At 59.4% G+C, this 22,523-nt stretch carries 16 protein-coding genes and 1 riboswitch; of the genes, 14 read left to right on the top strand and 2 right to left on the bottom strand.

Features of this window, described 5'->3' with window-relative positions; genetic code table 11:
* The 3 genes from ACYZTX_RS23525 to argR all read left to right on the top strand — a co-directional run bounded on the left by ACYZTX_RS23525 (window position 1) and on the right by argR (window position 2,999).
* A complete protein-coding gene (locus ACYZTX_RS23525) occupies window positions 1–1,113 on the top strand; it encodes a M14 family metallopeptidase (protein WP_462036054.1) in 1,113 nt (370 codons plus the stop codon).
* Window positions 1,114–1,140: 27 nt separating this feature from the next.
* A complete protein-coding gene (locus ACYZTX_RS23520; RefSeq protein WP_008154324.1) occupies window positions 1,141–1,905 on the top strand; it encodes an ABC transporter ATP-binding protein in 765 nt (254 codons plus the stop codon).
* A gap of 113 nt (window positions 1,906–2,018) precedes the next feature.
* A complete protein-coding gene (gene argR, locus ACYZTX_RS23515; protein ID WP_462036053.1) occupies window positions 2,019–2,999 on the top strand; it encodes a transcriptional regulator ArgR in 981 nt (326 codons plus the stop codon).
* A 33-nt stretch (window positions 3,000–3,032) separates the two neighbouring features.
* Here the strand turns inward: argR and ACYZTX_RS23510 are convergent, their stop codons facing one another.
* Entirely contained in the window at window positions 3,033–7,748 is a 4,716-nt protein-coding gene (locus tag ACYZTX_RS23510; protein ID WP_462036052.1) for a dermonecrotic toxin domain-containing protein, read from the bottom strand.
* Window positions 7,749–8,033: 285 nt separating this feature from the next.
* Between ACYZTX_RS23510 and ACYZTX_RS23505 the strand changes: the two genes are divergently transcribed.
* From ACYZTX_RS23505 to astE, 7 genes are all read left to right on the top strand, one after another.
* The gene (locus ACYZTX_RS23505) at window positions 8,034–9,254 is read left to right on the top strand and encodes an aspartate aminotransferase family protein (protein WP_461977784.1); all 1,221 of its coding nucleotides are present in this window, start codon (window positions 8,034–8,036) and stop codon (window positions 9,252–9,254) included.
* 222 nt (window positions 9,255–9,476) lie between these two features.
* Window positions 9,477–10,496, top strand: a complete 1,020-nt coding sequence (gene aruF, locus ACYZTX_RS23500; protein ID WP_462036051.1) for an arginine/ornithine succinyltransferase subunit alpha — start codon at window positions 9,477–9,479, stop codon at window positions 10,494–10,496.
* Window positions 10,497–10,580: 84 nt separating this feature from the next.
* The gene (gene astA, locus ACYZTX_RS23495; RefSeq protein WP_461969345.1) at window positions 10,581–11,606 is read left to right on the top strand and encodes an arginine N-succinyltransferase; all 1,026 of its coding nucleotides are present in this window, start codon (window positions 10,581–10,583) and stop codon (window positions 11,604–11,606) included.
* Entirely contained in the window at window positions 11,603–13,072 is a 1,470-nt protein-coding gene (astD, locus tag ACYZTX_RS23490; protein WP_462037100.1) for a succinylglutamate-semialdehyde dehydrogenase, read from the top strand. The genes astA and astD overlap by 4 nt, the downstream gene beginning before the upstream one ends.
* A 138-nt stretch (window positions 13,073–13,210) precedes the next feature.
* Window positions 13,211–14,557, top strand: a complete 1,347-nt coding sequence (astB, locus tag ACYZTX_RS23485; RefSeq protein WP_462036050.1) for an N-succinylarginine dihydrolase — start codon at window positions 13,211–13,213, stop codon at window positions 14,555–14,557.
* Window positions 14,558–14,575: 18 nt separating this feature from the next.
* A complete protein-coding gene (locus ACYZTX_RS23480; protein ID WP_033056735.1) occupies window positions 14,576–14,863 on the top strand; it encodes a hypothetical protein in 288 nt (95 codons plus the stop codon).
* 12 nt (window positions 14,864–14,875) lie between these two features.
* The gene (gene astE / locus ACYZTX_RS23475) at window positions 14,876–15,886 is read left to right on the top strand and encodes a succinylglutamate desuccinylase (RefSeq protein WP_462036049.1); all 1,011 of its coding nucleotides are present in this window, start codon (window positions 14,876–14,878) and stop codon (window positions 15,884–15,886) included.
* 156 nt (window positions 15,887–16,042) lie between these two features.
* Here the strand turns inward: astE and ACYZTX_RS23470 are convergent, their stop codons facing one another.
* On the bottom strand, window positions 16,043–16,552 hold the full coding sequence (locus tag ACYZTX_RS23470) for a 6,7-dimethyl-8-ribityllumazine synthase (RefSeq protein WP_007943897.1): 510 nt from the start codon (window positions 16,550–16,552) through the stop codon (window positions 16,043–16,045).
* 102 nt (window positions 16,553–16,654) lie between these two features.
* Window positions 16,655–16,825: riboswitch (FMN riboswitch) on the bottom strand.
* A 195-nt stretch (window positions 16,826–17,020) separates the two neighbouring features.
* Between ACYZTX_RS23470 and ltaE the strand changes: the two genes are divergently transcribed.
* The 4 genes from ltaE (at window position 17,021) to csrA (ending at window position 22,499) form a co-directional block, all read left to right on the top strand.
* The gene (ltaE, locus tag ACYZTX_RS23465; protein WP_462036048.1) at window positions 17,021–18,025 is read left to right on the top strand and encodes a low-specificity L-threonine aldolase; all 1,005 of its coding nucleotides are present in this window, start codon (window positions 17,021–17,023) and stop codon (window positions 18,023–18,025) included.
* A gap of 146 nt (window positions 18,026–18,171) precedes the next feature.
* Entirely contained in the window at window positions 18,172–20,790 is a 2,619-nt protein-coding gene (gene alaS / locus ACYZTX_RS23460; protein WP_462036047.1) for an alanine--tRNA ligase, read from the top strand.
* 92 nt (window positions 20,791–20,882) lie between these two features.
* Window positions 20,883–22,124, top strand: a complete 1,242-nt coding sequence (locus ACYZTX_RS23455) for an aspartate kinase (protein ID WP_461977798.1) — start codon at window positions 20,883–20,885, stop codon at window positions 22,122–22,124.
* Window positions 22,125–22,310: 186 nt separating this feature from the next.
* Window positions 22,311–22,499, top strand: coding sequence for a carbon storage regulator CsrA (csrA, locus tag ACYZTX_RS23450; RefSeq protein WP_002554426.1), 189 nt, complete (start codon window positions 22,311–22,313; stop codon window positions 22,497–22,499).
* Window positions 22,500–22,523: the final 24 nt, after the last annotated feature.

The raw sequence follows: 22,523 nt of genomic DNA, 5'->3' as shown, positions 1-22,523 counted from the left end.
ATGGAACGCATCGATCATGCATTGCCGTGGAACCACCTGGGCAGCGAACGCCAGATTTCGGTGTTCCGCTTCGGTAGTGGCGAACGCAAGGCTTACATCCAGGCCAGCCTGCACGCCGATGAGTTGCCGGGCATGCGCACGGCCTGGGAGCTGAAAAAGCGCCTGACCGAACTCGAAGCCCAAGGCTTGCTCAACGGTGTGATCGAACTGGTGCCGGTGGCCAATCCACTGGGCCTAGGTCAACTGCTGCAAGGCAGTCATCAAGGGCGTTTCGAAGCGGGCAGCGGCAAGAATTTCAACCGGGATTTCGTCGAGCTGAGCGAGCCCGTGGCCGCTGCGCTGGAAGGGCATCTGGGCGATGATCCGCACGCCAACATTCGCTTGATCCGTCAGGCTATGAGCGACGCATTGGCGGCATTGCCGCCGGCCGCGAGTCAGTTGCAGGGCATGCAGCGCATTTTGCTCAGCCATGCCTGCACCGCCGATGTGGTGCTGGATCTGCACTGCGATTGCGAAGCGGCGCTGCACATGTACGCCTTGCCGCAACACTGGCCGCAATGGCGTTCGCTCGCCGCGCACCTGAATGTGAAGGTGGGTCTGCTGGCGGAAGAGTCCGGCGGCAGCTCCTTTGATGAAGCCTGTTCATTGCCTTGGCTGCGCCTGTCGCGTCTGTTCCCGGATGCACAGATTGCACTGGCGTGCCTGGCGACTACCATTGAGTTAGGCGGCCAGTCCGATACCGGTCGCGCTGAAGCTTGTGCTTACGCCGAAGGCATTCTGGCGTTCCTTGCCGAACAAGGCTTGATCAGCGGCGAATGGCCTAAACCTGCGCAGGACGCGTGCGAAGGCATGCCGTTCGAAGGCACCCAATTGCTGTTCGCGCCGCACCCTGGTGTGGTGAGCTTTTTGCGTAAACCCGGTGAATGGATCGAAGCCGGCGACGAGATTTTCGAAGTGATCGATCCGTTATCGGATCGGGTCAGCACGGTGTGTGCTGGTACGTCCGGGGTGCTGTTTGCCATTGAACGGCTGCGTTATGCCCAACCCGGTTTCTGGCTGGCCAAGGTGGCGGGGCGCGAAGCGCTGCGTCACGGGCGCTTGCTCAACGACTGACTGACTGTTTTTGTGAGAACCGACCGCATGTACAAACTTGAAGTCCAAGACCTGCATAAACGCTATGGCAGTCACGAAGTGCTCAAGGGTGTGTCCCTGAAAGCGGCGGCTGGCGATGTGATCAGCATCATCGGCTCCAGTGGCTCCGGCAAAAGTACTTTCCTGCGTTGCATCAACCTGCTGGAGCAGCCACACGCGGGCAAGATTCTGCTCAACAACGAAGAGCTGAAACTGGTCGCCAACAAGGACGGCGCGCTGAAGGCCGCCGACCCGAAACAGCTGCAACGCATGCGTTCGCGCCTGTCGATGGTGTTCCAGCATTTCAACCTGTGGTCGCACATGACCGCGTTGGAAAACATTATGGAAGCGCCGGTCCACGTGCTCGGCATGTCCAAGGCCGAAGCCCGCGAGAAGGCCGAGCACTACCTGAACAAGGTCGGCGTGGCACATCGTAAAGATGCATACCCGGGCCACATGTCTGGCGGCGAACAACAGCGTGTCGCGATTGCCCGTGCGCTGGCAATGGAGCCTGAGGTGATGCTGTTCGACGAACCGACGTCGGCGCTGGACCCGGAACTGGTCGGCGACGTGCTGAAAGTCATGCAGGCCCTGGCGCTGGAAGGCCGGACCATGGTGGTGGTGACGCACGAAATGGGCTTCGCCCGTGAAGTGTCGAACCAGCTGGTGTTCCTCCACAAAGGTGTCGTCGAAGAAAGCGGCAATCCGCGTGAAGTACTGGTCAATCCACAGTCCGAACGCTTGCAACAATTCCTCTCGGGCAGCCTGAAGTAATCGCTCCCGTTACGCACCAAATTAGGTCATGCTGCGCACCGCGCGCCAGATGGTCTAATTTGGTTGCAGCCGCTTTCGGCTTCTAACACTGTTTTCGTTTCGGATTGCCCGCCATGACTGCCCATCGAATTGGTTTCCTGATTTGGCCCAGCACTAAAGCACTGACGCTTGCGCTGGCTGAGGAGGCCTTGCGTGTTGCCCAGCGAGTGCATCCGGACGTTGTCTACGAACTGTCGTTTTTGCAGGCCGAACCGCCGACAGAAGGCGCCTGGCAATTGCCGGGTGAGCCGTGGGCCGGCAAGCTCGAAAACTTCCAGAAACTCTTCCTGCTCGCCGATGAGCCACCGACCTCACTCGCGCCGGCGCTCAGTAGTTCGTTGAAACAACTGGTGCGGGCCGGCTGCGTGATCGGTGCTCTGTCTGCCGGAGTTTATCCGTTGGCTCAACTGGGTTTGCTCGACGGTTATCGCGCTGCCGTGCATTGGCGTTGGCAGGACGATTTCACCGAACGTTTCCCGAAAGTCATCGCCACCAGTCATCTGTTCGACTGGGACCGTGATCGCCTGACTGCGTGCGGCGGCCTGTCGGTACTCGATCTGTTGTTGGCGGTGCTGGCCCGTGATCACGGCGCCGAACTGGCTGGTGCGGTGTCGGAAGAGCTGGTGGTCGAACGCATCCGTGAAGGTGGCGAACGCCAACGCATTCCGCTGCAAAATCGCCTCGGCTCCAGCCATCCGAAGCTCACGCAAGCCGTGTTGCTCATGGAAGCCAACATCGAAGAGCCGCTCACCACCGACGAAATCGCCCAGCATGTGTGCGTGTCCCGTCGGCAGTTGGAACGGATTTTCAAGCAATACCTCAACCGCGTGCCGAGCCAGTATTACCTGGAATTACGCCTGAACAAGGCCCGGCAGATGTTGATGCAAACCAGCAAGTCGATCATCCAGATCGGCCTGTCGTGTGGCTTCTCCTCGGGGCCACATTTCTCTAGCGCCTACCGCAACTTCTTCGGCGCCACGCCGCGGGAAGATCGCAACCAGCGGCGCAGCAGCAGCCCGTTCGAGTTGTCGTCGGTGCCGTCCGAGCGCGGGTGACCCTTTAATTCACATCGTGAATCGAAGCCCGCTTCACTCGTCGATTTCGGAACCTTCAGACGTTGAAATGTCCACTTCGCCTTGATCGATCACCTCTTGTACGCCGAAGTCTATTCGCGTGCGTTCGAAGTAATTGATCAGTCGTTGCAGGCTCTCCTCGGAAAACCGATTGCCTCTAAAATTAATGTTCTCGGCGATTTCCATCGGCAACGCCATTAGATCGCTGGAGACTTCGGTTATTGCGTTGTCGGTCAGGTCTGCCCAATCCAGCTCTTCCAGCTGGAACAGGCCCTGGGGTATTTCGGAAATGCCAGTGCCATTGAGCACAATGCTCGCCAGGTTCTGCATCTGGCTCAGGTCCGGTGTGAGACCTAGAGGGTTGCGGCTCAGATCGAGGTGGTCGAGCTGATCCATTCCTGCGAGCGCACTGGCCGATTCAAGTGACAGGCTGACGGAGCATTCGGCGAGCGATAACGATCGCAGTTGACCCATCGTGAACACGGCATCGGGAATGTTGCCCAGATTGCAGGCGCGAACTTTGAGGTTTTTGAGATTGGGAAAAGATTCCAGAAAGTGCCCGACGCGGGTCACTCCTTCGGAGCTGAGTAACTCCAGCGATGTCACATGGCTGAAGTCGGCGCTCAGCGTCGGCAGCTCTCCGTTGATGACAGTTTCGAAAACCACTTCAAAGGTGGGCTCCAGCACTTCATTGAAATCATCCAGTTCACTTTCATGTCGCCAGCATTGTTCCAGTTTCTGCCTGAACTGGTTGCGGTTCGCGTGCTCGACAAGCTGTTGTTGCGCATCGAAGGGTTCGCCCGTCACAGGGTGAATGTCCGGAAGATCGGCGGTCCATGCCTCCAGGTCGTTGATCAGCTGTTCCAATTCCGCTTCAAGGCGTGTCAGCTCGCTCCGACCGTCTTGCAGGGTGCCCGCCAATTCGTAGACGAAATCGCTCGCCTGTTCAAACTCCAGGTTCGGGTACAACGCCCTGACTCGCTCGATATCCGCCTCCGGTGCAGTTACACCCAGATCGTAAGAGGCATCGAAGTAGTGTTGCTTGATCAATTCCCGTGCCCGGTCGCTGAGCGGGTTACGCGAAAGATGTAAGCTGCGTTTCTCATACACCGGGCTGTCGAAGAATCCGGAAGGCAATTGGCTGATGTTGTTGTTCATCAACATGAGGGTATCGAGCCTGGCGTGTAGCAGTGCGCTACCGGGGATTTCGGTCAGCCCGGTATCACTCAGATTCAGATGAACGAGCTCGGGCATTGATTCAACACTGGGTACACCTTCAACCGGATTCCGGTAGAGATCCAGCATGACCATTTTTTTCATCGAGGACAGTTTTGACCAGGCGACGGCATCAAATTTGATTCCGCAATCGCTGAGTATCAATGTTTCAAGATTCACCATTTGCCCGATGGCATCGGGAAGCCTCGCCAGTGTGAAGTGGCGTAGCTCCAGTCGGAGAAGACCGGTGAAGTGCTGCAAAAAGCCGGGTATTCCCTGCACGGCATGACTACCGTTGAGGGCGAGCGACGATACGTGGCTGAAATCGGCCGTCAGGTTTGGCAGGTCGCCCGGGATCGGCTCCTCAAACCGCAGCACATACCGATCGCTACCATCCGGCGCATCGAAGTCCCGCTCGGACTGCCGTCGCCAGCTGCGCTGGATTTCCTGGGCCAGCAACCGCCGATTGTGTCGCACCACCTGGTGTTCCAGATCGCTTAGCGGGAGCCGGGTTTCGTGATGGACGGTAGGGGCGTCCCTTGTCCAGCGCTCAAGATCCTCATGCAGTACGTGGAGTTCACTGGCCAGGCGTGAAAGCTCCATACGAGCGCCGTCGGGGTGACGTTGTAGCTGGGAGACGACGGAGCGCAGCTCTTCCTGAGACAGGCTGGGATAAACCTCGCGAACCCTGTCATCGAGCGTTGGTGTAGATCGGTTGCTGAGATCGTAACCCTGCGTGCCACCAGGCAGGCGCATGGTCGTCGGGTCATAAAAGGGTTTGCGGCGCGGGTGTTTTGCGAACAGCGTGCGCAACTGCGGTCGATTCACTGCGTGCTCGGCAATGCGATGCTTGAGCACTTGGCTGTCTTCGGCGCCAAGACCCAGCGCAATGCGCTCGGCCTGCGACAACGCCTGAAGGAGGGCGTGATAAAAATCGCCGGGTTGCTCATTGTTTTCATGGACTTGATAAGTGCCGCCATCTGCCCGCACCAGTGTTCTGACGATCGGCGCATCGGGCTGGCCAATGCTGTCGCGCAGTAAGCCGTCATAAGAAAAATCCCTGACTTCGATGCGCAGGCCAGCGGGCCAGCCGGGCAACGATTCAAGGCTATGCAAGGCCAGTCGATGAGTGTCCGTCGTTTCCATGTCTTGCAGATAAAACCCTTCATGGGCTCTGGCCACACGCACGGCCTCCATGGCTTTGACTGCCACGTCCTTGAGGCGTTGAGGGATTCGACCGTTGTTTAGATGCATTAGCTCGGTGCCGGATGCGTTGCTCACCAGTTCTTGTGCAATATCTGTCGGTAGTCCTTGAATTTCGCCAATCATTAGCTGGACTTGACGGTCATCGGTTTTTTCAAGTTCACGGTAGCGAGATTCGAACAGCGACAGGCGATGGTTCAGTGCCTGATAGCGTTCGGGATGGCCACTGTTGGCCTGATCGATCAATGCCTGAATATCACGATCGATTTTGAAGCGCTTGATCGTGTCGGTCAGCAGCGACGGCGGGCGATGGTTCTCGACGTGGGTCTCGCGCAACACGTTGTCATGGAAGCCACTGATGCGCAGGATTTGTTCGCGCTCGGCACTGCTGAACGACTCGACGCTGTGGCCGAGGCGGCGCATCACGGTTTCCCGGTCCCACGTCAAGGGTTGGTCCAGCGCTGTCTGCCAGGCGCCATGATTGTTGTGACGCAGGGGTGGCTGATAGGCATCGGCCCGGTTCGGATGCTGGATTTGAAACCGGCCAGTCTCGCTATCCGGTTTGACGGCATAAAGCTTATCTTCGAGGCGCAGCAGCGTTTTGCCCTCATGCTGATACAGGCCAAGATGATCGGGTTTGGCTGCCTTCGGCAAGTCGACAGATTGCTTGTAAGGGGCGAGATCCGGCTTCCAGTACCGGGTTTTGCCTCCGACCGTTTCGACCGGTTGGAGCGGGGAGAACAGTGCCACGGCTTCGCTGGACATCAAGCGGCTGAACGCGCCGGCCGCCAAGGCGCCACCCACCGCGAATGTCCCGAGTTGCACCACCGACTCTACGAGGGTCATCACGTGTCCGAGCGCTTCGGTCTTCAGGCCTTCGGCCCAGTCGACAATGCCTTCGAAGGTTTCGTCGAGTACCTGGTAGGCCATGTAGGCCAGCACCAGCTCACCCAGAAACGGAACAAAGGGTAGGGCCACAAACGATGCGATCTCAAGAATCGTGGTAGCGACTGTGCTGAAGGCGTCCCACAGCGCCCAACGTGCCGCTCGGTCGGCGCTGGCGGTGGAGACGGCCAGGGTGCGCGCGTCATTGAGGATCTTGTTCACTTGTCGTTGGTAAAGGTGAGTCCACAGACCGGTTTTGATCGGGTTCACCGAGAACTGCAGGTTGGGTTTGTCGATGGGGGTGTCTCGCCAACTAGGCAGTGGATCGCCGTGCTGGCGCTCGTGCCAGGTCACGGTGCTCAGACGGCAGGAGAGGTCGGCAAAAAAGTGCCCTCTTTCCTGATGATCGACAAATCGGCTGAAGAACGCCTGATAAGCGGGTGAGCGCAGCTTGCGTGTAAGGTCTTTGATGAACGTCAACGAGTCGGGATAGTGTTTGAGTGGATGCTCCGGATCGTCGGGGATGTAGACAATAATCCGCGATGCCCGCCGTGAGCGTCCAGATTCGGGCGCGAACACCACGATGCCAGTCAGCAAGGAGGACATCATCGTCAGGTCATGACAGTGCAGCCGTTGATTATCCAGCCACACGCCTTCGCGACCCTCCAGAAAATCGAGAATTGCCTGCCAGGCGTCGATCGGCAGGTCTTCCCGGGCATGAGCCAGTTGCAGGGCGGCGCGAAGGGCGGCTTTTTGCGTCCCGACGACGTTCAATTCCAGTACTGCGCCGGCCACCGGCTGGTTCAACCCGAAAAAATCTTTCAGGTAAGCCTCGTATTGGCCGCCGATATCCAATTCCCGACACAGGCGGGTGAAGTCCTGAATGGAGAGACGGCGCTTGATCGTTGGCAACGTATCGAACTGTCCGGTGGGGGAGGGCTGGGTGATGAACGTCGAGGCGGGCTCGTAGGCGTCCGCTTTGGTTTCCGAGTCCTGAAAGTTGTGCAGGGCGGCATTGAGTAGCGATACCGTCCAGGTGCGTGCGGCGCCGGACTTGATCGGAAACCAGGAGGCGTTCTGCGCAATGTACAGGCGCAAGAAGGTGGTCTTGACGTCCAGTTCGAGGCCGAAACGGGTTTTCAGCGCATCACTCAGCAGTGATTCGGCAAAGTCCTGGGCGTTTTGCAGTCTGGACAGCCTCGCCTCCAGGCGATTGCGCCGAGTCCAGTGTTCCTTGTTGACCATTTTCAGCGACTGGTGTTGTTCGCGGGTTGCTCTGACGTGCCAATCTGGAAGTTGCAGCCGGGCGTTTTTCAGCGCGTTGCGCGTGACGGGCGAGGCTCTTAATGCCCAGTCGGGCAGATTTTTGAACGCGTGGTGATAGTGCGCGTCCGGATGAGCGGCAAGCTCAAATTCGTGCTGATTCATCGCTAGTCCTTTAGCGTTTGGATGAAACCCAAGGAAAACAGACGATGAAGCAGGGCGTGCGGTACATATTTACCGCACCGGTCTACAAGCCTGCCTATAACGTGTGCCGGCAGTTTAAACTGCGCCTTTGCGACGCTATATGTCGCATTGCCGTAAACCCGGCTGAAACCGGGGTTTGCGCTATAAGAAGTTGTCGCTTGGCGGCAAGGCCGGGCTGAAAACTGTCCTTACAATCCCCTCATCGCTCGCCAGTTTCCGGCGAGTGTTCCTCATCAGGAGACTCCGATGTCCGTTGAGCACGCTGCGGTACAACGCGCCGATTTCGACCAGGTAATGGTTCCCAACTACGCGCCTGCCGCTTTCATCCCTGTGCGTGGTGCCGGTTCCCGCGTCTGGGACCAGTCTGGCCGCGAGCTGATCGACTTCGCCGGCGGGATCGCCGTTAACGTATTGGGCCATGCGCACCCGGCGCTGGTCAGTGCCTTGACCGAGCAGGCGAACAAGCTGTGGCACGTGTCCAACGTCTTCACCAATGAGCCGGCCTTGCGCCTGGCGCATAAGCTGATCGACGCTACGTTTGCCGAGCGCGCGTTCTTCTGCAACTCCGGCGCCGAAGCCAACGAGGCCGCCTTCAAGCTGGCCCGTCGCGTCGGTTTCGATCGTTTCGGCAGCGAGAAGTACGAAATCATCGCCGCGCTCAACAGCTTCCACGGCCGTACCCTGTTCACCGTGAACGTTGGTGGTCAGTCGAAGTATTCCGATGGCTTCGGTCCGAAGATCACCGGCATCACCCACGTGCCATACAACGATCTGGCCGCGCTGAAAGCTGCCATTTCCGACAAGACTTGCGCTGTGGTCCTGGAACCCATCCAGGGCGAGAGCGGCGTCATCCCGGCTGAGCTCGAGTACCTGCAAGGTGCCCGCGAACTCTGCACCGAGCACAACGCGTTGCTGATCTTCGACGAAGTTCAAACCGGCATGGGCCGCAGCGGCAAGCTGTTCGCCTACCAGCAGTACGGCGTGACCCCGGACATCCTGACCAGCGCCAAGAGCCTGGGCGGTGGTTTCCCGATCGCGGCCATGCTGACCACAGAAGACCTGGCCAAACACCTGGTCGTCGGCACCCACGGCACCACTTACGGCGGCAACCCGCTGGCATGCGCTGTCGCTGAAGCCGTGATCGACGTGGTCAATACCCCTGAAGTGCTGGCCGGCGTCAACGCCAAGCACGACAAGTTCAAGGCTCGCCTGGAACAGATCGGTGAGAAGTACGGCCTGTTCACCCAGGTCCGTGGCATGGGCCTGTTGATTGGTTGCGTGCTGAACGATGCCTGGAAGGGCAAGGCCAAGGACATCTTTAACGCCGCTGAAAAAGAAGGCCTGATGATTCTGCAAGCCGGCCCCGACGTGGTTCGCTTCGCGCCAAGCCTGGTGGTTGAAGACGCCGATATCGATGCCGGTCTGGACCGTTTCGAACGCGCTGCGGCCAAACTGACTCAAGCCTGATAGACCCTTCGACGCCTGACATTTCAGGCGTCGAACAAATTTTATGCCGGTCCGGATCAAATGTGGGAGCGGGCTTGCTCGCGAAAGCGGTGGGTCAGACAGCAACAATGTCGGCCGATGCACCGCTTTCGCGAGCAGGCCCGCTCCCACACTGATCTCTGTTTCTTCAATGACTGCCCGGTTATTTTTCCTCAAAGAGTTCTACGAGAAAGGAGTGACACCATGCTGGTGATGCGCCCCGCGCAAATGGCTGATCTGGGCGAGGTACAGCGTCTGGCTGCGGACAGCCCGATTGGTGTCACTTCCTTGCCGGATGACGTTGAACGCCTGAGCGACAAGATCACAGCAAGCGAAGCCTCGTTCGCCGCTGAAGTCAGCTTCAACGGTGAAGAGAGCTATTTCTTCGTCCTTGAAGACACCGCCACCGGCAAGCTGGTGGGCTGTTCGGCCATCGTTGCGTCGGCCGGTTATTCGGAGCCGTTCTACAGTTTCCGTAATGAAACCTTTGTGCATGCCTCCCGCGAGCTGAAGATTCATAACAAGATCCACGTGCTCTCCCAGTGCCACGACCTGACCGGCAACAGCTTGCTGACCAGTTTCTACGTGCAGCCTGAGCTGGTGGGTTCAGCCTGGTCGGAACTCAACTCCCGTGGCCGCCTGCTGTTCGTGGCCAGCCATCCGGAGCGCTTTGCCGATTCCGTGGTCACCGAGATCGTCGGTTACAGCGATGAAAACGGCGACTCGCCGTTCTGGGATGCCATCGGCCGCAACTTCTTCGACCTCAACTACGCCGCTGCCGAGCGTCTGTGCGGTCTGAAGAGCCGGACGTTCCTGGCCGAGCTGATGCCGCATTACCCGATCTATGTGCCGCTGCTGCCGGACACCGCTCAAGAAGCGATGGGCCAGGTGCACCCACGGGCGCAGATCACCTTCGACATCCTGATGCGCGAAGGCTTCGAGACCGATCACTACATCGACATTTTCGACGGCGGTCCGACCCTGCACGCCCGTGTCTCGGGGATCCGCTCGATCGCCCAGAGCCGTGTAGTCCCGGTGAAAATCGGCGAGCCGGTCAAAGGCGCCGGTCGTCAGTACCTGGTGTCCAACGCCCAGTTGCAGGATTACCGCGCGGTATTGCTTGAGCTCGATTACGCGCCGGGCAAACCCGTGACCCTGGATCTTGAAGCAGCCGAAGCCCTGGGCGTCGGTGAAGGTGCCAGCGTGCGCCTGGTGGCGGTTTGACACCTGGAAAAGCAGGCCTGAATTGAAGCCTAGAAAGCAGCAGTGTTTCACGGGTGGCGCCAGCGGCCCGTTTGAGGAGATAGCATGATCGTTCGTCCCGTACGCAGCAGCGATTTACCCGCTCTGATCGACCTGGCCCGCAGCACCGGCACCGGCCTGACCACATTGCCGGCCAATGAGGAACGTCTGGCCCATCGGGTCGGCTGGGCCGAGAAGACCTTCCGTGGCGAAGCCGGGCGGGGCGATGCGGACTACCTGTTCGTACTCGAAGACGATGACGGCCGCGTGGTGGGCATTTCCGCCATCGCTGGCGCCGTCGGTCTGCGTGAGCCTTGGTACAACTTCCGGGTTGGCCTGACCGTCAGCGCTTCCCAGGAACTGAACATCTACCGCGAAATCCCGACGCTGTTCCTGGCCAACGACCTGACCGGCAATTCCGAGCTGTGCTCGCTGTTCCTGCACGCCGACTACCGCACTGGCCTCAACGGGCGCATGCTGGCCAAGGCGCGGATGTTGTTCATCGCCGAGTTTCCGCAGCTGTTCGGCAACAAGATCATCGCCGAGATGCGCGGCATGTCTGACGAAGCCGGGCGTTCGCCGTTCTGGGAAAGCCTGGGCCGACATTTCTTCAAGATGGAATTCAGCCAGGCCGATTACCTGACCGGTGTGGGCAACAAGGCGTTCATCGCCGAACTGATGCCGAAATTCCCGCTGTACACCTGCTTCCTGTCACCGGATGCGCGCAACGTGATCGGCCAGGTTCATCCGGACACCGAGCCGGCCCTGGCCATGCTCAAGAGCGAAGGCTTCAGCTATCAGGGCTACGTCGACATCTTTGACGCCGGTCCTGCGGTGGAGTGCGAAACCGGCAAGATCCGCGCAATTCGCGACAGCCAGGCGCTGGTGCTGGCCATCGGCACGCCGGGTGACGACGCCACACCGTTCCTCATTCATAACCGCAAGCGCGATGACTGCCGGATCACTGCTGCTCCTGCACGTTTCGCCGCCGGCACGCTGGTGGTCGATCCGCTGACCGCCAAACGTCTTCAACTCAACGCCGGCGATCAAGTGCGCGCCGTTCCGTTGTCTGCTGCTCGGGAGTCGAAATAATGAATTCGCTATACATCGCCGGTGAATGGCTGGCCGGTCAGGGTGAAGCCTTCCAGTCGCTGAACCCGGTAACCCAACAAGTGCTGTGGGCCGGCGAAGGCGCCACCACCGCTCAGGTTGAATCGGCTGTGCAAGCCGCGCGCCAGGCATTCCCGGGCTGGGCCCGACGTACCCTGGAAGAACGCATCACCGTGCTGGAAGCCTTTGCCGCCGCGCTGAAGAACAACGCTGACGAACTGGCTCGCACCATCGGTGAGGAGACTGGCAAACCCCTGTGGGAAGCGGCGACCGAAGTCACCAGCATGGTCAACAAGATAGCGATCTCGGTGCAGAGCTACCGCGAACGTACCGGCGAGAAGAGCGGCCCACTGGGCGACGCCACCGCCGTGTTGCGCCACAAGCCACACGGTGTGGTCGCGGTGTTCGGGCCTTACAACTTCCCTGGCCACTTGCCGAACGGCCACATCGTGCCGGCGCTGCTGGCCGGTAACAGTGTGCTGTTCAAACCCAGCGAGCTGACGCCGAAAGTCGCCGAGCTGACCGTCAAGTGCTGGATCGAAGCCGGCCTGCCAGCAGGCGTATTGAACCTGCTGCAAGGTGCTCGCGAAACCGGTATCGCCCTGGCCGCGAACCCGGGTATCGACGGTTTGTTCTTCACCGGTTCCAGCCGCACCGGCAATCACCTGCACCAGCAGTTTGCCGGTCGTCCGGACAAGATCCTCGCGCTGGAAATGGGCGGTAACAACCCACTGGTCGTTGATCAGGTCGCCGACCTCGATGCTGCCGTTTACACCATCATCCAGTCGGCGTTCATTTCTGCCGGTCAGCGTTGCACGTGTGCCCGCCGCTTGCTGGTGCCGCAGGGCGCCTGGGGCGACACACTGCTGGCGCGTCTGGTGGCGGTCAGCTCGACAATTGAAGTCGGCGCGTTTGATCAACAACCGGCACCGTTCATGGGCTCGGTGATTTCCCTGGGTGCTGCGAAAACCCTGATGGATGCGCAAGCGCATCTGCTGGGCAACGGCGCCGTGGCACTGTTGGAAATGACTCAGCCACACGCTCAAGCCGCCTTGCTGACCCCAGGCATTCTGGACGTGACGGCCGTGGCTGATCGCCCTGATGAAGAACTGTTCGGCCCGCTGCTGCAAGTGATCCGCTACGCTGATTTTGAAGCGGCGATCGCTGAAGCCAACGACACCGACTATGGCTTGGCGGCCGGTCTGCTGTCGGATTCCGAAGCACGTTATCAGCAGTTCTGGCTGGAAAGCCGTGCTGGCATCGTCAACTGGAACAAACAGCTGACCGGTGCGGCGAGCAGCGCGCCATTCGGCGGTGTCGGCGCCTCGGGTAACCACCGCGCCAGCGCCTACTACGCGGCAGATTACTGCGCGTACCCGGTGGCTTCGCTGGAAACGCCGAGCCTTGTGATGCCTGCGGCCCTTACGCCAGGCGTGAAAATGGCGTAACGCCCCTTCGCGAGCAGGCTCGCTCCCACATTGGAATGCAATTCCCTGTGGGAGCGAGCCTGCTCGCGAAGGCCGCGCCTCGATCGCACTGAACAGTTACTGATGCCTATAACAACAGATTCTCGTGGAGCCTCGCTGATGAAATCCTATGAAGTCAATTTTGACGGTCTAGTGGGGCCGACCCATAACTACGGCGGCCTGTCCTACGGCAATGTCGCGTCCCAGAGCAACAGCCAGCAGTCTTCGAACCCGAAGGAAGCCGCGCTGCAAGGCCTGGCGAAAATGAAATCGCTGATGGAAATGGGCTTTCAGCAGGGCGTGCTGGCACCACAGGAACGCCCGGACGTGGCAGCCCTGCGTCGCTTGGGCTTCAGCGGCACCGACGCGCAAGTGATCGAGCAAGCCGCCAAAGAAGCCATGCCGTTGCTGGTTGCCAGTTGCTCGGCGTCGAGCATGTGGGTGGCCAACGCCGCCACGGTCAGCCCAAGTGCTGACACTGCAGACGGTCGCGTGCATTTCACTGCCGCCAACCTCAACTGCAAATATCACCGCAGCATCGAGCACCCGACCACCAGTCGTGTGCTGGGGGCGATGTTCGCCGACCAGAAGCACTTCGCTCACCACGCCGCATTGCCAGCCGTGGCGCAGTTCGGGGACGAAGGTGCAGCCAACCACACCCGTTTCTGCCGTGAGTACGGCGAAGCTGGCGTCGAGTTCTTTGTGTTCGGTCGCAGCGCGTTCGACACCCGTTACCCGGCACCGCAGAAATACCCGGCCCGCCAGACCCTCGAAGCCTCCCAGGCGGTTGCCCGCCTGCACGGCTTGAGCGATGACGGCGTGGTCTACGCCCAGCAGAACCCTTCGGTGATCGATCAGGGCGTGTTCCACAACGATGTGATCGCGGTGGGTAATGGCGAGGTGCTGTTCTATCACGAGGACGCGTTCCTCGACACCGAGCAGATGCTCGCTGAATTGCAAAGCAAACTCGCCAAAGTCGGTGGGAAATTTCAGTCGGTCTGCGTGCCGCGTTCCGCGGTAACCGTGGAAGACGCCGTCCGTTCCTACCTGTTCAATAGCCAACTGCTGTCGCGTCCCGACGGCTCGATGCTGTTGATCGTGCCGGAAGAATGCCGTGGCAACGCGCGTGTCTGGCAATACCTGCAAGGTTTGACCAGCTCCGGCGGGCTGATTCGCGAAGTGAAAGTGTTCGATCTGAAGCAGAGCATGCAGAACGGCGGTGGCCCGGCTTGCCTGCGACTGCGCGTCGCGCTCAACCAAACCGAACTGGCGGCCGTCAACCCAGGGGTTATCATGACGGCACCGTTGTACGGCACGCTGACCGAATGGGTCGACAAGCACTACCGCGACCGCATGACCGAAAACGATCTCGCGGACCCGCAATTGCTGCTTGAGTGCCGGACGGCACTGGATGAACTGACGCAAATCCTTAAACTGGGCGCGGTTTATCCATTCCAGATCAATTGAAAGTCGAGAGCGTAAAACATGAGCGATACCCTGCAGCTGATCCTTGAAGATACCGACGGCACGCAACTGGAAACTTCCTGCACCCGCGTCGCGGTCATGTGGCAAGGCAAAGAGCTGTGGATTCAGCAGGATGGCCGCGGCCAACTGCTGATCGGCGTGGACGTCGAAGAAGGTGACGCTGAATACGCAAACCTGCTGCTGCGCCCATTGGCGACTAATCTGGTAAGTCTGCAACTGGAAATGGAACCGGCCGAAGTCGGTGACGAAGACCACGTGCACGGCCCGGATTGCGCACACGACCACTAAGGAAACCGCTCTATGCTCGCCCTCGGCAAACTGCTTGAACTGACCCTCGCCGGTCGCGAACCGGCGGAGAAGACTCAACTGACTGTCGAAGGCGTACGCATGCGCTGGTTGAGCGAAGGTGCGCTGGAAGTCCGGCCACCTGAAGTGCGCGACAATGGCCAGGACCTGCTGCTATCAGCCGGCATCCACGGCAACGAAACAGCGCCGATCGAGTTGCTCGATCGCCTGTTGCATGACATCGCCCGCGGCGACTTGAAACCGCGCACACGTATTCTGTTCCTGTTCGGCAATCCGGAAGCGATTCGCAAAGGCGAGCGTTTCATCGAGCAGGACGTCAACCGGCTGTTCAACGGCCGTCACGAACAAAGCAGCGGCTCTGAAGCCCTGCGCGCCTGTGAACTGGAGCGGCTGGCGGCGAGCTTCTTCAGCCTGCCGGACCGCAGTCGTCTGCACTACGACTTGCACACGGCCATTCGCGGTTCGAAAATCGAGCAGTTCGCACTGTATCCCTGGAAAGAAGGCCGTCAGCATTCACGCCTGGAACTGGCGCGCCTGCGCGCTGCCGGCATGGAAGCGGTGCTGCTGCAGAGCAAGCCGTCCATCGTTTTCAGCTCCTACACCTACGACAAGCTCGGTGCGGAGTCTTTCACGCTAGAGCTGGGTAAGGCGCGGCCCTTCGGGCAGAACGACGGGGTCAACGTTGATCTGCTGGAAACCCGCCTCAAACAGATTATCGAAGGCAACGAGCCGGCCCAGACCGAAGAGGCGCTGGACGGTTTGCAGCTGTTTAGCGTGGCGCGGGAAATCATCAAGCACAGCGATAGCTTCCGTATGAACCTGCCAGCGGACATCGAGAATTTTTCGGAGTTGGAAGTGGGTTACGTACTGGCCGAAGACATCGCCCAAACCCGGTGGATCATTGAGGAGGAGGGTGCCCGGATCATCTTCCCGAACCCCAAGGTCAAGAACGGCCTGCGCGCCGGCATCCTGATCGTGCCGACTACCGACGAAAACCTGGCTTAAGCACAACACATAACAAATGTGGGAGCGGGCTTGCTCGCGAAAGCGGACTGACAGTCAACAAATGCGTTGAATGTTAAACCGCTTTCGCGAGCAAGCCCGCTCCCACATTTGATTTGAGTGAAGCCAAAGACCCCACCCGAATCACAGGTTTTGAGTTTAGACGGCTACCGCACGAGGCTCGCTACGACGCAATGCACGCATCTTGTGCAGCGTATCCGCGCACGTCTTCGCCGCTTCCTGGCCTTTATGCACGAAATGCTCGAAGAAGAACTTCTGATGTTCTTCACCCGCATGGAAGTGGTGCGGGGTCAAAACCACTGAGAACACCGGCACTTCGGTTTCCAGCTGGACCTGCATCAGGCCGCTGATCACCGACTGGGCGACGAATTCGTGGCGGTAGATACCGCCGTCGACCACCAGACCCGCCGCGACGATGCCGGCATAACGACCGGACTTGGCCAGCAGCTTGGCGTGCAGCGGAATTTCAAAAGCGCCGCCGACTTCGAAGAAGTCGATCTCCGACTCCTGATAACCCTGAGCAATCATTTCGGCCACAAAGCCCTTACGGCTCTGATCGACGATTTCTTTGTGCCAGCAGGCCTGGATGAACGCAACGCGCTCGCCCTGATGGTTTTTGCTTTTGCTATCGATTGCGGTGGGTTGCATGTTCTGACTCCTGTTTAGGTAAAAAACAGGGCATATGAATCGAATGGGATTTAAGGGTACGCACGCTCGCACGAATGCCTGCGGACGGCCCTTTGGCGCCAATCCCGTTCTCTCTTCATCCGGACTATGACCGTCGGCCCCGGGATCACACCGGGTCTGCTGACCTTGCCGCCATCACAGCCATTGCCGTGCCTGCCGCCAAGCGCTCGCGGGCTATGCGCATTGCGCGCAATTACCGCCGGTGGGGAGTTGCGCCCCGCCCTGAGAACGTTTTGCCACCAGATTGTTTGGCGGCGAAGCGTTTTTAACACATATTTCTCACCTGTGCATCGCTGCTATCTGATGATTGCTATCGACTTTTTCGTCGGATCAACAAGCCATTTCCTACTCAAGGGTTGATTATTCGTCGGCGTGACCGCAGTAATTCCCTACTGAAAGGGATTTCCCCTGCTTACCGAGGCCAGATTCATGAGCGTTATCGATCTTCGCAGCGACACCGTCACCCAACCGACCGCAGGGATGCTCGACGCGATGGCCGCAGCAGCCATCGGTGATGACGTTTATGGTGAAGATCCGACGGTCAATCGTCTCGAAGCCGAGCTTGCAAATCAGTTGGGGTTTGCGGCGGCGCTGTTTGTCCCGACGGGCACCATGAGCAATCTGCTGGGCTTGATGGCCCACTGCGAACGCGGTGACGAGTACATCGTCGGCCAGCAGGCACACACGTATAAGTACGAAGGCGGTGGTGCAGCGGTGCTCGGTTCGATCCAGCCGCAGCCACTGGAAGTGCAGGCGGATGGTTCGCTGGACCTGGCCCAAGTCGCGGCCGCGATCAAACCGGATGACTTCCACTTCGCCCGCACCCGTTTGCTGGCGCTGGAAAACACCATGCAAGGCAAAGTCCTGCCGCTGGAGTATCTGGCCCGGGCCCGCAGTTTCACCCGTGAGCACGGGCTGGCGCTGCACCTTGACGGCGCGCGGCTGTACAACGCGGCGGTCAAGCTGGGTGTCGATGCCCGAGAGATCACTCAGTATTTCGATTCCGTCTCGGTCTGCCTGTCCAAGGGCCTGGGCGCGCCGATTGGTTCGGTGCTGTGTGGTTCGGCCGAGTTGATCGGCAAGGCGCGGCGTCTGCGCAAGATGGTCGGCGGCGGCATGCGCCAGGCCGGAATTCTGGCGGCGGCAGGTTTGTACGCGCTGGATAACAACGTTCAGCGTCTGGCCGACGACCACGCCAATGCCCAATTGCTGGCCGAAGGCTTGCGAGCCGCGGGTTACGAGGTCGAGCCGGTGCAGACCAACATGGTTTACGTGCAGATGGGCGACAAGGCCGAGGCTATCAAGGCCTTTGCCGCCGAACGTGGGGTCAAGCTCAGCGCTGCCGGGCGCCTGCGCATGGTCACGCACATGGACGTCAGCCGCGCTCAAATCGAGCAGGTCGTCGCGACATTCGTCGAGTTTTCGCGCAACTGATAGCGTTAGCGGTCCAATTGACCGTTTCTATCGTATAAACACGCTGTACCCCGCGCGCTGGGCCGATATAATGCGGCCCTTTGCCGTCGCTTCGTCTGTTGACGTTTCGCACAGGCCTTTGGCCGCAGCCTCCGTGGAAGAACCTAATGAAAAGCGCAGAAATCCGTGAAGCCTTCCTTCGCTTCTTCGAAGAGCAAGGCCACACCCGTGTAGCCTCCAGCTCTTTGATTCCGGGCAACGACCCAACCCTGCTGTTCACTAACGCGGGGATGAACCAGTTCAAGGACTGCTTCCTGGGCCAGGAAAAACGTGCGTACACCCGTGCGACCAGCAGCCAGAAATGCGTGCGCGCCGGTGGCAAGAACAGCGACCTGGAAAACGTCGGTTATACCGCTCGTCACCACACGTTTTTCGAAATGCTGGGTAACTTCAGCTTCGGTGACTATTTCAAGCACGACGCGATCACCTACGCCTGGACCTTCCTGACCGGTGTCCTGGAACTGCCCAAGGAAAAACTCTGGGTAACGGTCTATGCCTCGGATGACGAGGCCTATGACATCTGGACCAAACAGATCGGCGTGCCAGTCGAGCGCATGATTCGCATCGGCGACAACAAAGGTGCGCCGTACGCGTCCGACAACTTCTGGACCATGGGCGATACCGGCCCGTGCGGTCCTTGCACCGAGATTTTCTACGATCACGGCGACCACATCTGGGGCGGCCCACCGGGTTCGCCGGAAGAAGATGGCGACCGTTATATCGAGATCTGGAACAACGTGTTCATGCAGTTCAACCGCACCGCCGATGGCGTGTTGCATCCGCTGCCCGCACCGTCGGTTGACACCGGCATGGGCCTGGAGCGGATCAGTGCGGTGATGCAGCACGTTCACTCCAACTATGAAATCGACCTGTTCAAGAACCTGCTGAGCGCATCGGCCAAGGCGATTGGCTGCAGCAACGACGACCAGTCTTCGCTCAAAGTCGTTTCCGACCACATCCGTTCGTGCGGTTTCCTGATTGCCGACGGCGTACTGCCGTCCAACGAAGGCCGTGGCTACGTGCTGCGCCGGATCATTCGTCGTGCGTGCCGTCACGGCAACAAGCTGGGCGCGACCGGTAGCTTCTTCTACAAGATCGTCGCGGCACTGGTTGCCGAGATGGGCGAAGCCTTCCCGGAACTCAAGCAGCAACAGGCCAATATCGAGCGCGTGCTCAAGGCCGAAGAAGAGCAGTTCTCCAAGACCCTGGAGCACGGCCTGAAGATTCTCGAGCAGGATCTGCTGGAACTTAAAGGCACCGTGGTGCCGGGCGACGTGGTGTTCAAGCTGTACGACACCTACGGTTTCCCGATGGACTTGACCGCTGACATCGCTCGCGAACGCAACCTGACGGTCGACGAAGCCGGCTTCGAGCGCGAAATGGAAGCCCAGCGTGTGCGGGCGCGTTCGGCCAGCTCGTTCGGCCTGGACTACAACACGCTGGTCAAGGTTGACGTGGCAACCGAGTTCACCGGCTACAAGGCCACCAACGGTTCAGCCAAAATTGTTGCTATCTATAAAGACGGCCGTTCGGTCGACGTATTAAGTGAAGGCGAAGAGGGCGTGATCGTTCTCAACCAGACACCTTTCTACGCGGAGTCCGGCGGCCAGATCGGCGATTGCGGTTATCTGCAAGTCGGTAGCAGCCGTTTCGATGTACGCGATACCACCAAGACCGGCGGCGCGTTCCTGCACCACGGTGTGCTGGCGTCGGGCAGCCTGACCATCGGCGCGCCGGTAGAGACGCATGTCGATGCCGACGTCCGCCACGCTACCTCGCTGAACCACTCGGCGACTCACTTGCTGCACGCGGCATTGCGTCAGGTGCTGGGCGAGCACGTTCAGCAGAAAGGCTCGTTGGTCGACAGTCAGCGCCTGCGCTTCGACTTCAGCCACTTCGAAGCCATCAAGCCTGAGCAATTGAAGGCGCTGGAAGACATCGTCAACGCCGAGATTCGCAAGAACTCCGCCGTTGAAACCGAAGAAACCGATATCGAAACCGCCAAGCAGAAGGGCGCCATGGCGCTGTTCGGCGAGAAGTACGGCGACAATGTGCGCGTGCTGAGCATGGGCGGCGACTTCTCCGTCGAGCTGTGCGGTGGTATCCACGCCAGCCGTACCGGCGACATCGGTCTGCTGAAAATCATCAGCGAAGGCGGTGTGGCCTCCGGCGTGCGTCGTATCGAAGCGGTCACCGGCGCCGCGGCGCTGGCATACTTGAACGCTGCTGAAGAACAACTCAAGGAAGCGGCCAACCTGGTCAAGGGCAGCCGCGACAACCTGATCGACAAGCTGTCTGCTGTGCTGGAGCGCAACCGTCTGCTGGAGAAGCAACTCGAGCAGTTGCAGGCCAAGGCTGCCAGCGCGGCGGGCGACGATCTGTCGGCTTCCGCCCTGGACGTCAAAGGTGTGAAAGTGCTGGCCGTGCGTCTGGACGGTCAGGACGGCAAGGCGCTGCTGGCGCTGGTCGATCAACTGAAAAACAAACTCGGCCGCGCAGTGATCCTGCTCGGCAGTGTCCATGAGGAAAAGGTCGTTCTGGTTGCAGGCGTAACCAAAGACCTGACTGGCCAACTCAAAGCCGGTGATTTGATGAAGCAAGCCGCTGCGGCAGTGGGCGGGAAGGGCGGTGGTCGTCCAGACATGGCGCAGGGCGGTGGTGTAGACGCTGGCGCACTGGATGCGGCATTGGCCCTGACTGTTCCATTTGTAGAGCAGGGTTTATAAGGACAGTGTGTCTGGCTCGCAGTCTAGTGGCGGGCCGGAACGCTGTTTGAGTGATTATTTGGGCGCCCTTCATGGGCAGAGGCGGCTTTGAAATGGCTTTGATCGTACAGAAATTTGGAGGCACCTCGGTCGGCACTGTCGAGAGAATCGAGCAGGTCGCCGACAAGGTTAAGAAATTCCGCGAGGCCGGCGATGACCTGGTGGTTGTGCTGTCGGCAATGAGCGGCGAAACCAACCGTCTGATCGATCTGGCCAAGCAAATCAGTGGCGACGGCCAACCGGTTCCTCGTGAGCTGGATGTGATCGTCTCCACCGGTGAGCAGGTGACGATTGCGCTGTTGGCCATGGCGCTGATCAAGCGCGGCGTGCCTGCGGTGTCTTATACAGGCAGTCAGGTGCGGATTCTGACGGACAGCGCTCACAATAAAGCGCGTATCTTGCAGATTGATGAACAGAAGATTCGGGGTGACCTGAAGGCCGGTCGTGTGGTCGTTGTCGCCGGTTTCCAGGGCGTCGACGAACACGGCAACATCACCACCCTCGGTCGTGGCGGTTCCGATACCACCGGCGTGGCGCTGGCGGCAGCCTTGAAGGCTGACGAATGCCAGATCTACACCGATGTCGACGGCGTCTACACCACCGACCCGCGTGTGGTGTCCGTGGCTCAGCGCCTGGACAAGATTACCTTCGAAGAGATGCTGGAAATGGCCAGCCTCGGTTCCAAGGTGTTGCAGATCCGTGCGGTGGAATTCGCCGGTAAGTACAACGTTCCGCTGCGCGTACTGCACAGCTTCAAGGAGGGTCCGGGCACCCTCATTACTATTGATGAAGAGGAAACCATGGAACAGCCGATCATTTCCGGCATCGCTTTCAACCGCGATGAAGCCAAGCTGACCATCCGTGGCGTGCCAGACACCCCGGGCGTTGCATTCAAGATTCTCGGCCCGATCAGCGGCGCGAACATCGAAGTCGATATGATCGTGCAGAACGTTGCGCACGATAACACCACCGACTTCACCTTCACCGTGCACCGCAATGACTTCCAGGCAGCGCAAACCGTGCTGGAAAACACCGCTCGCGAGATCGGTGCCCGTGAAGTCGTTGGCGATATCAAGATCGCCAAGGTGTCGATCGTCGGTGTCGGCATGCGTTCCCACGCAGGCGTGGCCAGCCGCATGTTCGAGTCCCTGGCCAAGGAAAGCATCAACATCCAGATGATCTCCACCTCGGAGATCAAAGTCTCCGTAGTGATCGAAGAGAAGTATCTGGAACTGGCTGTGCGCGCTCTGCACACGGCTTTCGAACTGGACGCGCCGGCCCGTCAGGGCGAGTGATGCGTTTGCCGATGGGCGCGGTCTGACCGCGCCCTTTGTTTTTTTGAATGGTGCGACCCGAAGCTGTTCTTTTGCTCGCGCTAGTCAATACTCAGGCATGTAGGGCTGCGATCGCTCCGGTTGTAGGTCGAGTGCCTTTTTTTTGCAGACTGTTGTCCCTGAAATGAAATGCGTGAGGAGAAAGGTATGCTGATTCTGACTCGTCGGTGCGCAGAAAGCCTGATTATTGGTGATGGCGAAATCACCGTGACCGTGCTCGGCGTCAAAGGAAATCAAGTGCGTATCGGTGTCAACGCCCCGAAAGAGGTTGCTGTCCACCGTGAGGAAATTTACCTGCGTATAAAGAAAGAGAAGGACGAAGAACCAAGCCATTAATTTTTATCGTTTTTTATGTTTGCA

Source organism: Pseudomonas sp. MDT1-17 (assembly GCF_054898105.1).
Note: the sequence above shows the minus strand (reverse complement) of the source record. Positions and strands in the feature narration are given on the sequence as shown.